An 18069-nucleotide genomic window follows, 5' to 3' on the forward strand; every position below is an offset into this window, starting at 1 on the left:
GGTTGAACCAGAAGTTACAGATTATATGGGAGCACGGTGGGTATCGACAACCCGGGCAAACACCAGCACGTCGACCTGTGCGGCTTTGGCGCGCAACAGCGCCCGCGCGCAGGCGTCCACTGTGGCGCCCGAGGTCAGGACGTCGTCGACCAGGACCACGCGGCGGCCCTGGATGTCAGCCTTGCGTTCATCGGCGACCCCGAATGCGCCCTGCACATTGCTGGCGCGGTCCTTGCGCGACAGCCCGATCTGCTGCTCGGTGGCGCGGGTGCGCCGCAGCGCCTCGGACACCATTTTAACGCCGCTCTGGCGCGCGATCACCTTGGCGAGCGCGCCGGACTGGTTGTAGCGCCGGCTCCAGCCGCGCCGCCAATGCAGGGGAACCGGCACCAGCATGTCGGCATCCCCCAGCAATTCCTTCCCCGCGCGCGCCATCCAGCGGCCCATTGTCGGCGCCAGATCGGTGCGATCCTGGTATTTCAATGCGTGCACCAGGGTGCGCGCGACGTCGTCATAGCGCACCGCGGCGCGGGCGCGCTGGTAGGAAGGTGGATTGGCGATCGCCTCCATCGACAGCAGCTCGGGACCGGGATCGTAGACAAAGGGAATCCCGAGCCGTGGGCAGAACGGCGGCGCGATGAACGACAATTTGGCCCAGCAGGCCGCGCAGACGCCCTCGCCATGAACCGGCTCGCGGCACGACACACACAGCGTCGGCAGCGCGATGTCGAGCGCCAGCCGCGCGGTGCGCAGCCAAGCGCCGCCGACCACGTCGAGCGCGCGCTGAAAGTGTCCGGTAATGGAGCGTGTCGGTGATGCCTCGGCGTCCATGGCTGATGAGGCTAGCGTTTGAGCCGCACGGGCTCAAGGCGCATTGCCTGCGGCAGCGGTCCGGCGTAACCAGCGCGGATGGCAACGACCCCGGCCACGGCCCCGATCCTGTTCGATCGCGCATTGCTTGGCGCGCGGCTGGCGCGCGCGCGGCGCGAGGGGGCGGCGACGTTCCTGCTCGAGCGTGCCACAGAGGACATGGCCGACCGCTTGCTGGCGGTGTCGCGCAGCTTCTCTTCCGCGGCCGACGTCTGGACGCCGGGGGATGGGCTCGCGGACGCCCTGCGTGGGCGAGTCGGATCGGTCGATACGATCGGTTTCGCTGAGACGGAAGCGCTCGGCCTGCCGCCCGAGTCGCTCGATCTCGTGGTCTCCGCGCTGGCGCTCCAGTTCGTCAATGATCTGCCGGGCGTGCTGGCGCAACTTCGCCGGGCGCTGAAGGGCGACGGGCTGCTGCTCGCGGCGATGCTCGGCGGCGATACGCTGACCGAGCTCAGGCAGAGCTTTGCCGCGGCGGAGGCGGAGTGCGAGGGCGGCGTGTCGCCGCGCGTCGCGCCGTTCGCCGATTTGCGCGACATCGGCGCGCTGTTGCAGCGGGCCGGCTTTGCGCTGCCGGTCACCGATGTTGATCGCGTCGTGGTGCGCTACGCCAGCGCGTTCGCGTTGATGGCCGATCTCAGGCGCATGGGCGCGACCAATGTGCTGCGCGAGCGCCGCCACACCCCGACCCGCCGCGCCACCATGCTGCGCATGGCGCAAATCTACGGCGAACGCTTCGCCGACCCCGACGGCCGCATCCGCGCCACCTTCGACATCGTCTGGCTGTCCGGCTGGGCGCCGCATGAAAGCCAGCCGAAGCCGCTCAAGCCGGGTTCGGCGAAGGCGAGTCTCGAGGCGGCGGTGAAGGCTTCATCCTCCCCCTTCAGGGGAGGATGAAGAGATCACAGCAGCAAATCCATCAGATACGGCAGCAGCGGGATGTCCGCGGGCCGCATCGGGACTGTGGCCGTGGCAGAAGTCCGCACAGATGCCATAGCGATCGCCCCCGTGGCGGCGGTTGCTTGCACGATTTCGGAATATTGGAAAAATACCCGTGAGTTGCCCGACGTGTCAAGTCGCCTGGTCGAACGCCGGCCGCCGCCGGCTACTGTGCATGGGGTTGTTTTCGATATTTTGGGTAGCCGCGCTTTCCCCGCAAGCGGGAGAGGCCAAGAAGATCACAGCAGCAGATCCATCAGATGCGGCAGCAGCGGAATGTCCGCCGGCGGCATCGGGTAGTCGCGCAGCTTGCTGGCGCGGACCCAGGCGAGGTTCTGGCCCTCGCGCGCCACCGCCATGCCCTCCCAGCGCCGGCAGATGTAGAGCGGCATCAGCAAATGGAAGGTTTCGTAGGCATGGCTGGCGAAGGTCAGCGGCGCGAGGCACGGCTCGCTCACGGTGATGCCGATCTCCTCATGCAACTCGCGGATCAGGGTCTGTTCCGGCCGCTCGCCGGGCTCGATCTTGCCGCCGGGGAATTCCCACAGTCCCGCCAACGCCTTGCCTTCGGGACGCTGCGCCAGCAGCACGCGCTTGTCGGCATCGACCAGCGCGCAGGCGACGACGAGGGTCAGCTTGATGTCAGCCATGCAGCACGAATATTCCTTCTTAGGTTGCAAGCTTTCATTAACCAGCAACGCGCCGTCAGCCAAACGATTTGTGCCTGCGCGCTTTTTCCGCATTCGCGATAAGTCGGCCTTAATGCGCAGGCGGTAGGGTGAAGGTCCTGATTTATCAGCCCATCATTTTCTCTGCCGACATAACCCATGCGCACCTTGCTCCGGACCGTCAGCCGTTTCCGCCGCGATCGCTCCGGCAACATCGCGATGATCTTCGGCCTGGCCTCGCTACCGCTCCTCGTCGCGGTCGGATGCGCGGTCGACTATTCCCGCGCCAACCAGATCCGCAGCAAGCTGATATCCGCCGCCGACGCGGCGAGCGTCGGATCGGTCGCCAAGGCATCGCCCGGCTTCATCGCAGCCGGCGCCATGACCTCGGACGGCGAGATCTCGGCCGGCGAGGCCGACGCGAAGAAGATCTTCAACGGCAACGTCTTCAACCAGAACGGCTTCACGCTGACCAGCGTGACGCCGACCATGATCAAGAGCGGCGGCACCATCACCTCGACGGTCCAGTTCACCGCCGATGTCCCGACCATGTTCCTCGGCGTGTTGGGGCGGAGCAAGGTGTCGGTGTCGGGCACCTCGACCTCGACCGCGAACATGCCGCTCTATATCGATTTCTATCTGCTGCTGGACAATTCGCCGTCGATGGGGGTCGGCGCCACGCCGACGGACGTCGCCAAGCTGGTCACGGCCACCACCGGCAACAGCTTCAAGCCGAACGACCAGTGCGCCTTCGCCTGCCACGACTACAACGACCCCAACAACTACTACAACCTGGCGAAATCGCTTGGCGTCACGACGCGGATCGACGTGCTTCGCAGCGCGACCCAGCAATTGATGGACACCGCGGCGGCGACCCAGACCTATTCGAGCCAGTTCCGCATGGCGATCTATGACTTCGGCGCGTCCTCGGCGACCTATGGCTTGCGAAGCCTGTTTTCGCTGTCGTCGAGCCTGTCGAGTGCAAAATCGGCGGCCGGCAACATCGATCTGATGGGCGTCTACGGCAACAACGATTCCTACACCGCGGACAAGGACAGCCAGTTCACCGCGATTTTCCCCCAGATCAACAACGCGATCGCAAACCCGGGCGCCGGCACGTCGTCGGCGCCGCTCAAATATCTGTTCTTCGTATCCGACGGGGTCGCCGACGAGCCAAATTCAAGCTGTCTTAAGCCGATCACCGACAGCAATCGCTGCCAGTCGCCGATCAATCCGGCGCTCTGCGATGCGATCAAGAAGCGCAACATCAAGATCGCGGTGCTCTACACCACCTATCTGCAGCTGCCGACCAACAACTGGTACATGACCTGGATCGATCCGTTCAATCAGGGCCCGTTCGGCCCGTCGCCGAACAGCCAGATCGCACAGAACATGCAGGCCTGTGCGTCGCCGGGCTTCTATTTCGAGGTCAGCCCGACGCAAGGCATCGCGGACGCGATGAACGCGCTGTTCAAGAAGGCGGTCGCCGACGCGCGGATCTCGAGCTAGCGAAAGCTCACGCTCTCTCTCCGTCACCCTGAGGAGGCCGCGAAGCGGCCGTCTCGAAGGGTCGACGGCCCGGCTTTCTCCACGCGGCGCTATCAGGGCCGTCCATCCTTCGAGGCTCGCTCCGCTCGCACCTCCAGCGACAAAGGCGAAGCCTTTGCGCGGGGATGACGGGACTCACACCGTCATCGCGAGCGAAGCGAAGCAATCCATCTGTCCGCATGCTCGGACGGGTGGATTGCTTAGTCGCTTCGCTCCTCGCAATGACGGAGGTGATGGGGAAAGCGATTACGACCTGTAATCGCCGTTGATCGCGACATATTCCTTGGTGAGATCGCAGGTCAGCACGCGGTCGCGGGCTTTGCCGAGGCCGAGCGCGACCTTGATCTGGATCTTTGGCGCCTTCATCGCCTCCGACACCTCTTTTTCATTGTAGGACGGATCGCGCGCGCCGCTCTTGGCGACGCGGATGCCGTTGAAGGAGATCGAGAGCTTGTCGCGGTTGGCGGGCTCGCCGGCCTTGCCGACCGCCATCACCACGCGGCCCCAATTGGCGTCCTCGCCGGCGATCGCGGTCTTCACCAACGGCGAATTGGCGATCGACATCGCGATTCTGCGCGCCGACGGTTTTGTCGCCGCGCCCTCGACCACGACCTCGACCAGCTTGCGCGCGCCTTCGCCGTCGCGAGCCACCTGCTCGGACAGATTGGCGAGGATCTGCTGGAACGCCTTGGTGAAGGCCTTCAGCCGCGGGTCGCTGGCGCGCGAAATCTTCGGCGCGCCATTGGCAGCCGCAGCCCCGGTCGCAAACGCGAGCAGGGTGTCCGAGGTCGAGGTGTCGCCGTCGATGGTCAGCGCATTGAAGGTGTCCTCGACGCCGGCCTTGAGCAGCGATTGCAGCACCGACGCCGACAGCGGCGCATCGGTGAAGACGAAGGACAGCATGGTCGCCATGTCGGGCATGATCATGCCGGCGCCCTTGGCCATGCCGTTGATCGTCACCTTGGCCTTGCCGAGCTTGACGGTCGCGGTGGCGACCTTCGGGAAGGTGTCGGTGGTCATGATCGCCTTGGCCGCGTCCATCCACAGATCGGGGGTCGCGGTTTCCGCGAGCTGCGCCAGCACGCCGTCGAACTTGGTGGCGTCGAGCGGCTCGCCGATCACGCCGGTGGAGGCAAGGAAGACGTCCGACGTCGAACAGCCGACCGCCTTCGCCGCGATCTGCGCGGTCAGCGCGGTGGACGCCTTGCCGGTCTTGCCGGTGAAGGCGTTGGCGTTGCCGGAATTGACCACCAGCGCGCGCGCAGCCCCGCCCTTCAGCCTGGCGCGGCACCATTCGACCGGCGCCGACGGGCACTTCGACTTGGTGAAGACGCCGGCCACCGTGGTGCCCTTGTCCATCAGCGCGAGCAGCACGTCGGTGCGGCCCTTGTAGCGGATGCCGGCGGCAGCGGTCGCAAGCCGCACACCCGCGATCACGGGCATCTCGGGAACGTCAGGCGGGGCGAGGGGGGAGACGGCGGTGGACATGGGAGGCTTCCGGCTACGGGGAGGGAAGCGCTGCATAACATCTCGCCGGCTGAAGCGGGAGAGGGCTGCGATGGTGTCATCAATTGTTCAAGGAAGCCGTAGCCCGGATGAAGCGCAGCGTAATCCGGGAAAGTCCATCCTCGGCGGCAGGCGCCCCGGATTGCGCTGCGCTTCATCCGGGCTACGTACGCATCGCCCGCAAAAGCAAATGGCCGGGACGAGCCCGGCCATTGCAACTGCAACAACGTTCGCGAAGCTTACTTCTTCGCCGGCGCCATCTTGTTGTCGGCGGGCTTCGGCGCGTCCTTGGCGGCATCCGCCGGCGCCGTCGCGTCCTTGGCCGTCTCGGCCGGCTTGTCCAGGCGCTCGACCTTGGCGGCCTCGCGCAGCTTGGCGACATAGTCGGCCTGGGCCTTGCGGGTCACATAGGTCTCGATCTGGGCCTTCACCTGCTCGAAGTCGGGCGCCTTGCGGTTGCGCTTTTCCTCGACCTTGATGATGTGCCAGCCGAACTGCGACTTGACCGGATCGGAGATCTTGCCCGGCTCGAGCGTGAAGGCGACCGCGGAAAATTCCGGCACCATCTGTTCCTTGGTGAAGAAGCCGAGGTCGCCGCCGTCGGAGGCGCCGGGATCCTTGGACTTCTTCTTGGCGAGCTCGGCGAAGTCGGCGCCCTTGTCGAGCTCGGCCTTGATCGCCTTGGCCTCGTCCTCGGTCTCGACCAGGATGTGGCGGGCGCGCACCTCCTGCTCGCCGGTGATCTGCTTGGAGGCCTCTTCATAGACCTTCTTCATGGCGTCGTCGGTGGTCGCGGCCTTGCCCTCGCTGGCAAGCAGGCTGTCCATCAACAGGCGGTTGCGGGTGAAGGCGAGCCGCTTCTTGAAGTCGTCATTGTTCTCGATCTTCTTGTCCTCGGCCGCCTTGGACACGATCTTCATGTCGATCAGGAAGGACAGCACGTTGTCCTTGCGGGTCGAGGGGTCCATCTGCTGCAGGCTCGGGCCGAGTTCCTCCTCGGCGAGCGCGACGTCGCTGGCATGGATCTCGGAACCGTTCACCTTCGCCAGCACCGGGTCGGATTCCGCGGCGCGGACCGGGAGGCCGGCAGCCAGCACTGCGACAAGACAGCCCGTGGCGGCCAGGGTGGCGAGGCCGAGGCGCAGGCCGGTTTTGGTTTCCGGAGGCGAGGTGGTCATGCAAAATCCTTGTCTCAAAGGGGGGAAGCTCGAGCGGGGCGGACACTCGCCCAATCGTGTTACATTGGCAACGCGAAAGTCTTGTCAAAATGATGAATTCCTTGACATCTTGGCGGCGTTGACAACCCCCCGACCGGGCCATATCTCTGGCCGACCGTGTCAGTGGTGAGAGCGCTTATTTTGCTGCGTTTTTCGCCGTTGAACCCAGGATGGCCTGTTTCCCACTCAATTGGCGGAGGAGCTCCGGGTCGGGGCTCGAACCGTAGCGCGTCACGGTGAGTTGATAGGCAATCCGGCGGACCATCTCAGGCTGTATTCCAAGACTGAAATTCAAGACTGAAATTCAAAACCGAACCAAGACCGAACTCGAGACCGAAGAACAGGAATTTCGCATGATCGGCGCGCTCGCCCGCAAGTTTTTCGGCTCCGCCAACGACCGTCGGGTCAAGGGGTATCAGTCCCGCGTCAGCGCCATCAACGCCCTGGAGCCCGACCTCGTCAAACTGACGGACGACGAACTCAAGGCCCGCACCGCCGAGTTCAAGCAGCAGCTCGCCGGCGGCAAGACGCTCGACGAGCTCCTGGTTCCGGCCTTCGCCACGGTGCGCGAGGCGGCCAAGAGGACGCTCGGCCAGCGCCATTTCGACGTCCAGCTGATCGGCGGCATGGTGCTGCACGAGGGCGACATCGCCGAGATGAAGACCGGCGAAGGCAAGACGCTGGTTGCGACGCTCGCGGTCTACCTCAACGCGCTCGCCGGCAAGGGCGTCCACGTCGTCACCGTCAACGACTACCTCGCCCGCCGCGACTCCGGCTGGATGGGCCAGATCTATTCGTTCCTGGGGCTGACCACCGGCGTGATCGTGCACGGCCTCGACGACGCCGAGCGCAAGGCCGCCTATGCCTGCGACATCACCTACGGCACCAACAACGAATACGGCTTCGACTATCTGCGCGACAACATGAAGTACCGCCTGGAGGACATGGTCCAGCGCGAGCATTTCTACGCGATCGTCGACGAAGTCGACTCCATCCTGATCGACGAAGCGCGCACGCCGCTGATCATCTCCGGCCCGCTCGACGACCGTTCGGATTTCTACAACACCATCGACACCTTCATGCCGAAGCTCGCCAAGAAGGACGACTTCGAGGTCGACGAGAAGCAGCGCACGGTGACGCTGACCGAAGGCGGCATGGAGAAGCTGGAGAACCTGCTGCGCGACGCCGGCCAGCTCAAGGGCGAGTCGCTGTACGACGTCGAGAACGTGTCCGTCGTGCATCACGTCAACCAGGCGCTGCGCGCGCACACGCTGTTCACGCGCGACAAGGACTACATCGTCCGCGACGACGAGGTCATCATCATCGACGAGTTCACCGGACGCATGATGCAGGGCCGGCGCTATTCGGAAGGCCTGCACCAGGCGTTGGAGGCCAAGGAGCACGTCACGGTCCAGCCCGAGAACCAGACGCTGGCCTCGATCACCTTCCAGAACTATTTCCGGATGTACCAGAAGCTGTCCGGCATGACCGGTACGGCGCTGACCGAAGCCGACGAACTGTTCGACATCTACAAGCTCGAGGTCGTGGAGATCCCGACCAACCTGCCGGTGGCGCGTCTCGACGAGGACGACGAAGTCTACCGCACCCAGAACGAAAAATACGCCGCGATCCTCGCCGAGATCGAGCGCGCCAACAAGCGGTTGCAGCCGGTGCTGGTCGGCACGGCGTCGATCGAGAAGTCGGAAGTGCTTGCCGAGTACCTCAAGAAGCACGGCTACAAGCAGATCGATTTCGGCGCTGAGTCCGGCATGGACAAGCTTTATGCGGCGGCGCGCGCGGGCAAGCCGGCGAAACTGTTCGCGGTGCTGAACGCGCGCTTCCACGAGCAGGAAGCCTACATCGTCGCGGAAGCCGGCGTGCCGGGTGCGATCACGATCGCGACCAACATGGCCGGCCGCGGTACCGACATCAAGCTCGGCGGCTCGCTCGAGATGCGGATCCAGCAGGAGACCGCCGCGATCACCGACGAAGCCGAGAAGGCGAAGAAGATCGAGCTGATCAAGGCCGACATCGAGCGCTTCCGCGAACTGGTGCTGAAGGCGGAAGAGGATTTCGAGGTCGAGCCCGCCAAGGGCAACAAGCCCGCCAAGACGGTGAAGAAGCCGGGCGGCCTCTACATCATCGGCTCCGAGCGCCACGAATCCCGCCGCATCGACAACCAGCTGCGCGGCCGTTCCGGCCGCCAGGGCGATCCCGGCCGCTCGAAATTCTTCCTGTCGCTGGAAGACGATCTGATGCGCATCTTCGGCTCCGACCGGCTCGACAGCATGCTGCAGCGGCTCGGGCTGCAGGAAGGCGAAGCCATCATCCATCCCTGGATCAACAAGGCGCTCGAGAAGGCGCAGCAGAAGGTCGAGGCGCGCAACTTCGACATCCGCAAGAACCTCTTGAAGTTCGACAACGTCCAGAACGACCAGCGCAAGGTGATCTTCGACCAGCGCATCGACCTGATGAAGGACGACAGCGTCGTCGAGACCGTGACCGACATGCGCCATGCCTTCGTCGAGGACGTGGTCGCCAAGCACATCCCCGAGCACGCCTATGCCGAGCAGTGGGACACCGCGGGCCTCAAGGAAGAGTTGAAGCGCGTGCTCGATGTCGATTTGCCGGTCGACGAATGGGCCAAGGAAGAGGGCATCGCCGACGAGGAGTTGCTCAACCGCATCGAGAATCATGTCGACGAGCGCATGGCGGCCAAGGTCGCGCAGTGGGGCCCCGACGTGATGCGCTACGTCGAGAAGACCATCCTGTTGCAGACGCTCGACCATCTCTGGCGCGAGCACCTGATCATGCTCGACCATCTGCGCCAGGTGATCGGCCTGCGCGGCTACGGCCAGCGCGATCCGTTGCAGGAGTACAAGACCGAAGCCTTCAATCTCTTCCAGGAGATGAGCGCGCATCTGCGCGAGGCCGTCACCGCGCAGCTGATGCGGGTCGAGATCGTGCCGCCGGATGAGCCTGCGATGCCGCTGCCGCCGATGGAAGCGCACAAGCTCGATCCCCACACCGGCGAGGATGAGTTCGCCCAGGCCCGCCTGACCGAGGCCACCTACGCCCAGGCCTCGCTGGCGCCGGGGATGCCCGCCGCCGACCGCAATCCGAATGACCCGACAAGCTGGGGCAAGGTCGGCCGCAACGAGGACTGCCCCTGCGGGTCAGGCAAGAAGTACAAGCACTGCCACGGCCGCTACGCGTAAGCCGCCGCAAGCCCTGACGCGGCGGGCGATGCGCCCGCCGTCGAGGCTACATCGCCGTCAGCCGGCGAAGGCCTTGTCGAGATCGGCGATGATGATCTTCTGCATCTTCAGCATCGCCTGCATCGCGCGATCGGCCGCCTTGCGGTCGGGATCGCCGAGATAGCGGCTCAGCGCCGTCGGGATCACCTGCCAGGACAGGCCGAAGCGGTCCTTGAGCCAGCCGCAGCGCGATTCCTGGCCGCCGTCGGTGAGCTTCTCCCAGAAGTAATCCACCTGCTCCTGGGTCTCGACGCTGAGGAAGAACGACACCGCCTCGTTGAATTTGTGCTGCGGGCCGCCATTGAGCGCGTAGAACCGCTGCCCCTCGAGCTCGAAGCTCGCCATGAAGTCGCTGACGGTCTCGATCTTGGCGTTCGGAAACACCGATTTGTAGAAGGCGATGGCGTCGCGGACGTTGTTGTCGAGCCAGAGGAACGGCGTGATCGAAGTCATGACGGGGGAATCCTTGTGATCGATGAGGAGGATGAGCCGGAACCGCGCGCACAGCGTTAGCGCATTCGGAGGACGCGCCCGCGACCGGCACTCCGACATGTTGACCGGACTTTTTGTTGGAGCCTCCCGGCATGGCTGTCTGTCGGCGAGGCGGTATTTTCGCGATTTGGGGTTCTCCGGTAACCCTGCGCTAAGCCCGCCGACGGTCCGGCCACTGCCCAAAGTCGGAGTTGGCTCGTCCAATCAATCACTTGTTAGTGCTCTGTGCTTCAATATTGCCGGGCGCGTCGGGTGAGCCGCCAACGCGCATCAAAGCGTCTCTTTGATCAAGGCTCGATCAGGAGGCCGCGCCTTGCAGACCGCGACGACTATGCCGGGCCGCTACTATCCGGCGATCTTCGTGCTGGCGTCGGCCACGCTGGCCTATCAGATCCTCATTACCCGCTTCTTCAGCGTGATGGTGCATTACCATTTCGCTTTCGGGGCCATCGCGCTTGCGATGTTCGGGCTGACGCGCGGTGCAATGAAGGTTTATGAGGACTCCACCCGTTATGCGCCGGAGCGTGTGGCGCCGGAATTTGCCCGTCATGCCGTGCGGTTCGCGATCAGCGGCGTCGCCGTCATGGTCGCCTTTCTGTATGCGCCGCTGGTCGTGCCCGACGCATATGCCATGTCCGCGCTCGCCGTGGTGGCGCTGGCTTTCACCATTCCGTTTGCCGAGGGCGGCATCTGCATCACGCTTCTCCTGACCCGGCTGCCCAATGTCGGGGGCTGGCTTTACGCTGCCGATCTGGTCGGCGCCGCGGTCGGATGCCTCGGCATCATCTTCGTGCTGTTGGTGATCGATCCGGTCAGCGCAACGCTGTGGATCGGCGCCTGCGCCGCGGCCGTCGGCTGGTTCGTGGTCGGTCACGGCGAAGGCCGAAGCGATATGCGCCTGAGCCGCAACGCCGCGCTTGGTCTCGCCGCGCTCGCCGCCGTTCACACCGCGCTGGCCGCAACCGGCGGCAGCCATCTTGGCGTGATCTGGGCCAAGGGCACCCAGCAGACCGGAACGTTGTTCGAGCGCTGGAACACCTATTCGCGCATCCGCGTGACCGATCTCGGGCTCACGCTTCCGTTCGGCTGGTCCTTCTCGCGCACCCCGGATACCAGGATCGAGCAGCTCTATCTCGACATCGATGCCGACGCGGCGACGCCGATCACCCGCTTCTCCGGCGATCTGACGAAGGTTTCCTATCTCAAGGACGACGTCATCAACGCGCCCTATCTGGTGCAGCAACGGCCGGGTGACGTGGCCGTGGTCGGCGTCGGCGGCGGCCGCGACATCCTCTCCGCCCTCTATTTCGGCGCCCAGCGAATTCACGGCATCGAAATCAATCCCGCGATTTTCGAAGTGCTGACCGACAAGTTCGCCGATTATTCGGGTCATCTCCATCGCCAGCCCGGCGTGTCGCTGGTCAATGCGGAAGCGCGCAGTTACATCAACCACTCGCCCGATCGCTACGACCTGATCCAGATCTCGCTGATCGACACCTGGGCCGCCACCGCGGCCGGCGGGCTGACGCTGACCGAGAACCGGCTCTACACCGTGGAGGCGTGGGACGATTTCTTCCGCGCATTGAAGCCGGGTGGCATGCTCTCGGTGTCGCGCTGGTACGAACCGACGGCCTATCGCGGCGAGTTCTATCGCCTGATTGCGATCGCGGCCGAGGCGCTGCAGCATCAGGGCGTGCCGATGACCGAATTGTCGCAGCATGTGATTGCGGCGAATGTCGGCAGCGTCGTCACGGTCATGACCCGGCCCGAGGCGTTCACGGCGGCGCAATGGCAGGGCGCGCGCGACCGGCTGGAAGCACAGGGATTCAAGCTGCTGCTCGGGCCTGGCATCGCGTATGACAGTGTGACCTCGACCCTTCTATCGGGCAAGGCCGACCAGAGCTTCCTTGATTCATTACCGGCAAACATCGCGGCCTCGACCGACGACAAGCCATTCTTCTTCTATACCGCGCGACTTGCCGATCTGTTCCTCAAGAACGGCTTCGAGGCGCAGAACAACGCAGCGCTCGGCATCATCAAATGGGTGCTCGTCTTCCAGTTCGGCATCTGCATCTACTACATCGGCATTCCCTTCACGCGCCTGATGCGGCGGATGCCGGTGGCCACACTGGCGCCGCCGGTGGCCTATTTCGCCGCGATCGGCATGGGCTTCATGCTGATCGAGATTTCGCAGATGCAACGGCTGATGGTGTTCCTCGGCCACCCGGTCTACGGGCTCAGCGTCGTGCTGTTCACGATCCTGCTGTTCGGCGGTATCGGCAGCGCCACGGTGGGTGCCGCGCCTTCGCGGCCGGCCATGTTGATCGCTCGCCTCGTGGCGCTGGGCGCAACGCTGGTGGCCGCAGGCCTGCTGACGCCGGCCGTCACCGCTTGGGCGCGCTCCGCGCCGACCGACATCCGCATCCTGGTGTCGGTCGCGCTGCTGGCCCCGCCGGCTTTCTGCATGGGCATGATGTTCCCGCTGGGCCTCGGCATCTGGCGGCGGCATGACAGGCTGCTGCCTTTCTTCTGGAGCACCAACGGCATCACCTCGATGCTTGCTTCCGTGCTCGGCATGGCGCTGTCGATCCAGTTCGGCATCACCACGACATTCGCACTCGGCGTCTGCTGCTATGTGGTGTGCGCGATCATGATCGTCGGCAACCGGCTGGCCCATCCGGTCGCTGATACCGCCCTCAAGCCGGTGCGGCCGGCGGGCCTTGTGGCGCAGGACGAGGTGGCGTCGTAGCGGAGGCTGTTGCCTCAGTTCGCGCTGCCGATCAGGCTTTCCAGCAGCCGCTTGAGCTCGGTGGTCGACTTGTCGCCATAGCTCTCGACGATATGCTCTTCCTGGCTCACCGCCAGCGAGTTCAGCCGGCGGCACAGCGCCTTGCCGCGGTCGGAGACGAACATCAGCACCTTGCGGCGATCCTTCGGATCCTGCACGCGATAGACGAGGGCGTCCGACACCATGCGGTCGATCATCTTGGTCAGCGTCGGATGGTTGAGCAGCACCGCGTCGGCAAGCTCGCCCATCGAGTGTCCGTTGCCGTCGGACAGCACTTTGAGGATGCGCCACTGCTCGACCGGCACGCCTTCCTTGGCCAGCCGCGTCTCCAACTGCCGGTTGATCTCCCGGTTGGCTTGCGCGAGCAGGTAGGTGAGGTGTTCGGTGATCGGGGAATTTTCTTTCGGCGGTTTAGCCACGGCGTGAGACCTGGTTCCTGACCCGGTGAATGAATGTCCGGCAACTCATGCCATTTCTATATGCACTTCAATTGTTGAATATTCAATATTTTCCCCTAGGATATTCCCCCAACCAAGGGGCGGATGCCGCGACCGCCCGCTGGCTGCGTTGCGTACTGCTTCCCAGACAGGAGTTGGCGTGCTCTCGACGGTCTCCTTCCAGGCGTATGGCGGCATGCCCGTCGCGCCGCCGCACCTGTTTCGAAATCCGTCGTCCTGTGCGGCCGATCTCGCTTTGACCGTCAAGCCGGGGTCCTCGCGCCGTGGCGGCACCGACGGCAAGCTTAGGATCGGCAATTTCATCACCTTCTCCGGCGCGCCCGGAATCTGGGGGCCGATCTCGGCCAACAGCGTCATGCTCGCGGTTGCCGAGATCAACCGGCGCGGCGGCATCCGCGGCCGCGAGGTCGAATTGTCGATGTACGACGCCGGCGGGCCGATCGAGGAGGTGGTGCGCCGCGCCGAGCGGGCGATCGCGTTCGACGAGATCGACGTCATCATGGGCTCGCATATCTCGGCGGTCCGCCTCGCGCTGCGCAAGGTCACAGCCGGCCGCATCCCCTATGTCTACACGCCGGTCTATGAGGGCGGTGAGCGGACGCCCGGCGTGATGGCGATCGGCGAGACGCCGCGCGCTGAAAGCCGCCCGGCGATCCACTGGCTCACCGAGGTCAAGAAGGCGCAGCGCTGGTACCTGATCGGCAGCGACTATGTCTGGCCCTGGCAATCGCATCGCGCGGTGAAGCGCTACATCAAGGAGGCCGGCGGCCAGGTGGTCGGCGAGGAATTCGTCCCGCTCGGCGAGGACGATCACGAGCCGCATCTGGCGCGGATCCGCGCCGCACGGCCCGATGTCGTGCTGATCACCCTGATCGGGACCGATAGCATCACCTTCAACCGCGCCTTCGCCGCCGCAGGGCTCGCCGCCACCACCTTGCGTTATGCGGGCGCGATGGACGAGACCGTGCTGCTCGGCATCGGGCCGGACGCGACCGAGAATTTGTTCTGCGCCTCCGGCTATTTCGGCTGCGTCGATTCGCGCGCCAATGACGAGTTCCAGATCAGCTACCGCGCGATGTTCGGGGCGCACGCGCCGCCGATCGGCTCGGTCGGACAGTCGAACTATGAGGGGATGCGCTTTCTCGAAGCGGCGGCCAACCGGGCCCGCTCGCTGTCGACGGGCCCCTTGTCCGCTGCGGCGCGCAACCTCGTCTATAGCGGCGCCCGCGGCACCGTGACCATTCGCGACGGCCGTGCCGAAATGCCGATCTATCTTGCCGAGGCCGACGGTCTCGACTTCAATGTGATCAAGACGATCTAGCGTGGCACCGTCGCCCGTGAGGGCGATGCCGTGAGCGGCGTGCGGGTGCCGGACAGGAGCAGGTGTGCATTCGACGCCCAACGTCATGGCAAGAAACCTGAACCACAGGGGTGGCGGCCTCCCGTTCCCGCCATCCCTGCTGTTCAGGAACTTGGCGTCGGCGGCCTCCGATCGCCTGCTTGCGCCGATGGATCGTGGCGGGTTCGGTCCGCGCGGCGCGCGCAACCGGCTGCGGATCGGGGGCTTCGTCTGTTGCTCCGGTTCGCCCGGGATGTGGGGGCCGGCCGCGACCTCGACCGCGCAGCTCGCCGTTGCGGAAATCAACCGGCGCGGCGGCATCCTCGGCCGTGAGATCGAGTTCTCGGTCTACGACGCCGGCGGCCCAATCGACGAGGTGATCGACCGCGCCGAGCAGGCGATCGCCTCCGACGAGGTCGATCTCATCATGGGCATGCACACCAGCGCGGTGCGTGTCGCGCTGCGTAACCTCATCACCCGCAGCAAGATCCCCTACATCTACACGCCGGTCTATGAAGGCGGCGAGCGGACGCCGGGCGTCATTGCGATCGGCGAGACGCCGCGCTGGCAGAACCGGCCGTCGATCCACTGGCTGGCCGAGGCGAAGCGCGCCAAACGCTGGTACCTGATCGGCAGCGACTATGTCTGGCCCTGGCAGTCGCATCGTGCGGTGAAGCGCTACATCAAGGAGACCGGCGGCCTCGTGGTCGGCGAGGAGTTCGTGCCGGTCGGCGAGGACGATCACGAGGCGCATCTGGAGCGGATTCGCGCGGCGAAGCCCGACGTCGTGCTGATCTCGCTGATCGGCACCGACGGCGTGACCTTCAACCGCGCCTTCGCCGACGCCGGGCTTGCCGCCACCACGCTGCGCTTTGCCGGCTGTTTCGACGAAACCGCGCTGCTCGGCATCGGCGCCGACAAGACCGAGAACCTGTTCTGCGCCTCCGGCTATTTCCCCTCGGTCGGCTCGCAGGCCGGCGACGATTTCAGGGACCGCTATCGCGCGATGTTCGGTCCGTTCGCGCCGCCGGTCGGATCGTGCGGCGAGTCCGCCTATGAAGGTTTCTGCCTGTTAGAGGCTGCCGCCAACCGCGCCGGCACGCTCGACCTGCGGCCGCTGCTCGCGGCGGCGGACAATCTCGTCTACCGCGGCCCGCGCGGTCCGGTCATGGTACGCAATGGCCACGCCAGGATGCCGATGTATCTGGCCGAAGCCGATGGCCTCGACTTCAGGGTGATCAAGGCGATTTGACGCCGGATGCGACAGCCTGCCTAACCGATCCATGAAATAATACTTGAAAAGGAAAATATTTCCGTTTTCAATACAACAACGGGGTGAGCGGTTCGCGCGGGGCAAACGCGCCGCTGCTGCTTCGTGCCCAAGGGATCCGATACAGGAATCAAATCCCAGAGATCAAAAGCTTCAGGAGAGCGCCGTGACCGTCGTCCTTCCCACGCCAACGCAACTTCGTGCCGTCGCCGAGCAGTGCGGCCTGTCCCTGACCGATGAGGACGTGGCCTCGTTCCGCGGCCTGATGCAGGGCTCGGTCGATGCCTACAACCTCGTCGCCCAGATGCCGGACGAACTGCCCGAGGTGAAATATCCGCGCACGCCCGGCTATCGTCCGGCACCGGAAGACAACAAGCACAACGCCTGGTACCGCAAGTCGACGGTGAAGGGCGCGGCCTCCGGCAAGCTCAAGGGCAAGACGGTGGCGCTGAAGGACAACATCATGCTGGCAGGCGTGCCGATGACCAACGGCTCGTCGACGCTGGAAGGCTATATCCCCGATTTCGACGCCACCATCGTCACCCGCATGCTGGATGCCGGCGCCGAGATCGCCGGCAAGACGCACTGCGAGCATTTCTGTCTGTCCGGCGGCAGCCACACCGGCTCCTACGGGCCGGTGCACAATCCGCACAAGATGGGCTATTCGGCCGGCGGCTCGTCGTCGGGCTCGGGCGTGGTGGTTGCGCTCGGCGAGGTCGACATGGCGATCGGCGGCGACCAGGGTGGCTCGATCCGCATGCCGTCCTCGTTCTGCGGCACCTACGGCATGAAGCCGACCTGGGGCCTCGTGCCCTACACCGGCATCATGCCGATCGAGATCTATGTCGACCACACCGGCCCGATGACCGCGACCGTGGAAGACAACGCGCTGCTGCTCGAAGTGCTGGCCGGCGACGACGGCTATGATCCTCGGATCAAGGCGCCGAAGGTCGACGACTACACCAAGGTGCTCGGCAAAGGCGTCAAGGGCATGAAGATCGGCATCGTCAAGGAAGGTTTTGAGCAGCCGACGGCGGAGGCCGCGGTGAATGAGAGCGTGCATGAGGCGGCCAAGCGCTTCAAGGACCTCGGCGCCAGCGTCGAGACGGTGTCGATCCCGATGCACATGCTCGGCGGCGCGATCTGGACGCCGATCGGTACCGAAGGCCTGACCCAGACCATGATGTTCGGCGACGGCTACGGCCTCAGCCGCGGCGATCTCTATTCGACCTCGCTGATGGATTTCCATCGCGGCTGGCGCCGTCAGGCGGATTCGCTGTCCGAGACCACGAAGCTGTTCATGATGCTCGGCACCTACATCAACAACACCTTCGGTCCGCGCTTCTACGGCAAGGCGCTCAACATCTCCCGCCGGCTGGCCGCAGCCTATGACAAGGCCTTTAAGGACTACGATCTGCTGCTGATGCCGACCACGCCGATGAAGGCGACGAAGTTGCCCGAGGCCAATGCCAGCCGCGAGGAGTATGTCGCCCGCGCGCTGGAAATGATCTCCAACACGGCGCCGTTCGACATCACCCATCACCCGGCGATGTCGCTGCCCTGCGGCATGGTCGATGGCTTGCCGGTCGGCCTGATGCTGGTCGGCCGGATGTTCGAGGAATCCACCATCTACCGTGCCGCGCACGCCTTCGAGCAGGCCGGCGACTGGAAGAAGATGTGAGGCGCCGCTTGTCGCAGAAACAGGCCGAACGGATCG

At 64.9% G+C, this 18069-nt stretch carries 13 protein-coding genes; 7 read left to right on the forward strand and 6 right to left on the reverse strand.

The features are described 5' to 3' along the window. Positions 1-21: 21 nt before the first annotated feature. Positions 22-831, reverse strand: coding sequence for a ComF family protein (locus AAFG13_RS28530; RefSeq protein WP_342708887.1), 810 nt, complete (start codon positions 829-831; stop codon positions 22-24). A 78-nt stretch (positions 832-909) separates the two neighbouring features. Between AAFG13_RS28530 and AAFG13_RS28535 the strand changes: the two genes are divergently transcribed. Continuing rightward, positions 910-1767 carry a methyltransferase domain-containing protein gene (locus tag AAFG13_RS28535; RefSeq protein WP_342708888.1) on the forward strand — a complete coding sequence of 286 codons (858 nt, stop codon included), beginning with the start codon at positions 910-912 and terminating at the stop codon, positions 1765-1767. A gap of 281 nt (positions 1768-2048) precedes the next feature. Here the strand turns inward: AAFG13_RS28535 and AAFG13_RS28540 are convergent, their stop codons facing one another. Further along, entirely contained in the window at positions 2049-2459 is a 411-nt protein-coding gene (locus AAFG13_RS28540; RefSeq protein ID WP_212311948.1) for a (deoxy)nucleoside triphosphate pyrophosphohydrolase, read from the reverse strand. 177 nt (positions 2460-2636) lie between these two features. On the opposite strand from AAFG13_RS28540, the gene AAFG13_RS28545 reads away from it, so the two are divergent. Next, positions 2637-3986: a TadE/TadG family type IV pilus assembly protein gene (locus tag AAFG13_RS28545; RefSeq protein WP_342708889.1), complete on the forward strand. Its 1350-nt coding sequence runs from the start codon at positions 2637-2639 to the stop codon at positions 3984-3986. A 285-nt stretch (positions 3987-4271) separates the two neighbouring features. On the opposite strand, the gene argJ is transcribed toward AAFG13_RS28545, so the two are convergent. Beyond that, complete coding sequence (gene argJ, locus AAFG13_RS28550; protein ID WP_342708890.1) at positions 4272-5513, reverse strand: bifunctional glutamate N-acetyltransferase/amino-acid acetyltransferase ArgJ; 1242 nt, start codon at positions 5511-5513, stop codon at positions 4272-4274. A gap of 257 nt (positions 5514-5770) precedes the next feature. Beyond that, a complete protein-coding gene (locus AAFG13_RS28555) occupies positions 5771-6709 on the reverse strand; it encodes a peptidylprolyl isomerase (RefSeq protein ID WP_212311945.1) in 939 nt (312 codons plus the stop codon). Positions 6710-7101: 392 nt separating this feature from the next. Between AAFG13_RS28555 and secA the strand changes: the two genes are divergently transcribed. Further along, complete coding sequence (gene secA / locus AAFG13_RS28560) at positions 7102-9966, forward strand: preprotein translocase subunit SecA (protein WP_342708892.1); 2865 nt, start codon at positions 7102-7104, stop codon at positions 9964-9966. A gap of 57 nt (positions 9967-10023) precedes the next feature. Here secA and AAFG13_RS28565 read toward each other — a convergent pair whose 3' ends face one another. After that, positions 10024-10458, reverse strand: a complete 435-nt coding sequence (locus AAFG13_RS28565) for a VOC family protein (protein WP_342708893.1) — start codon at positions 10456-10458, stop codon at positions 10024-10026. 352 nt (positions 10459-10810) lie between these two features. On the opposite strand from AAFG13_RS28565, the gene AAFG13_RS28570 reads away from it, so the two are divergent. Beyond that, on the forward strand, positions 10811-13246 hold the full coding sequence (locus tag AAFG13_RS28570) for a hypothetical protein (RefSeq protein WP_342708894.1): 2436 nt from the start codon (positions 10811-10813) through the stop codon (positions 13244-13246). Positions 13247-13260: 14 nt separating this feature from the next. Here AAFG13_RS28570 and AAFG13_RS28575 read toward each other — a convergent pair whose 3' ends face one another. Continuing rightward, entirely contained in the window at positions 13261-13704 is a 444-nt protein-coding gene (locus AAFG13_RS28575) for a MarR family transcriptional regulator (protein ID WP_038387042.1), read from the reverse strand. Positions 13705-13882: 178 nt separating this feature from the next. Here AAFG13_RS28575 and AAFG13_RS28580 point away from each other — a divergent pair, with 178 nt between their 5' ends. The 3 genes from AAFG13_RS28580 to AAFG13_RS28590 all read left to right on the forward strand — a co-directional run bounded on the left by AAFG13_RS28580 (position 13883) and on the right by AAFG13_RS28590 (position 18033). Then, positions 13883-15064, forward strand: a complete 1182-nt coding sequence (locus tag AAFG13_RS28580; protein WP_342708897.1) for a substrate-binding domain-containing protein — start codon at positions 13883-13885, stop codon at positions 15062-15064. An 85-nt stretch (positions 15065-15149) separates the two neighbouring features. Beyond that, positions 15150-16334 (forward strand): substrate-binding domain-containing protein, encoded by a 1185-nt coding sequence (locus AAFG13_RS28585; RefSeq protein WP_342713413.1) that lies wholly within the window; start codon positions 15150-15152, stop codon positions 16332-16334. Positions 16335-16518: 184 nt separating this feature from the next. Beyond that, positions 16519-18033, forward strand: a complete 1515-nt coding sequence (locus tag AAFG13_RS28590; protein WP_342708898.1) for an amidase — start codon at positions 16519-16521, stop codon at positions 18031-18033. Positions 18034-18069 lie beyond the last annotated feature (36 nt).

The organism is Bradyrhizobium sp. B124 (assembly GCF_038967635.1).
Taxonomy (GTDB): domain Bacteria; phylum Pseudomonadota; class Alphaproteobacteria; order Rhizobiales; family Xanthobacteraceae; genus Bradyrhizobium.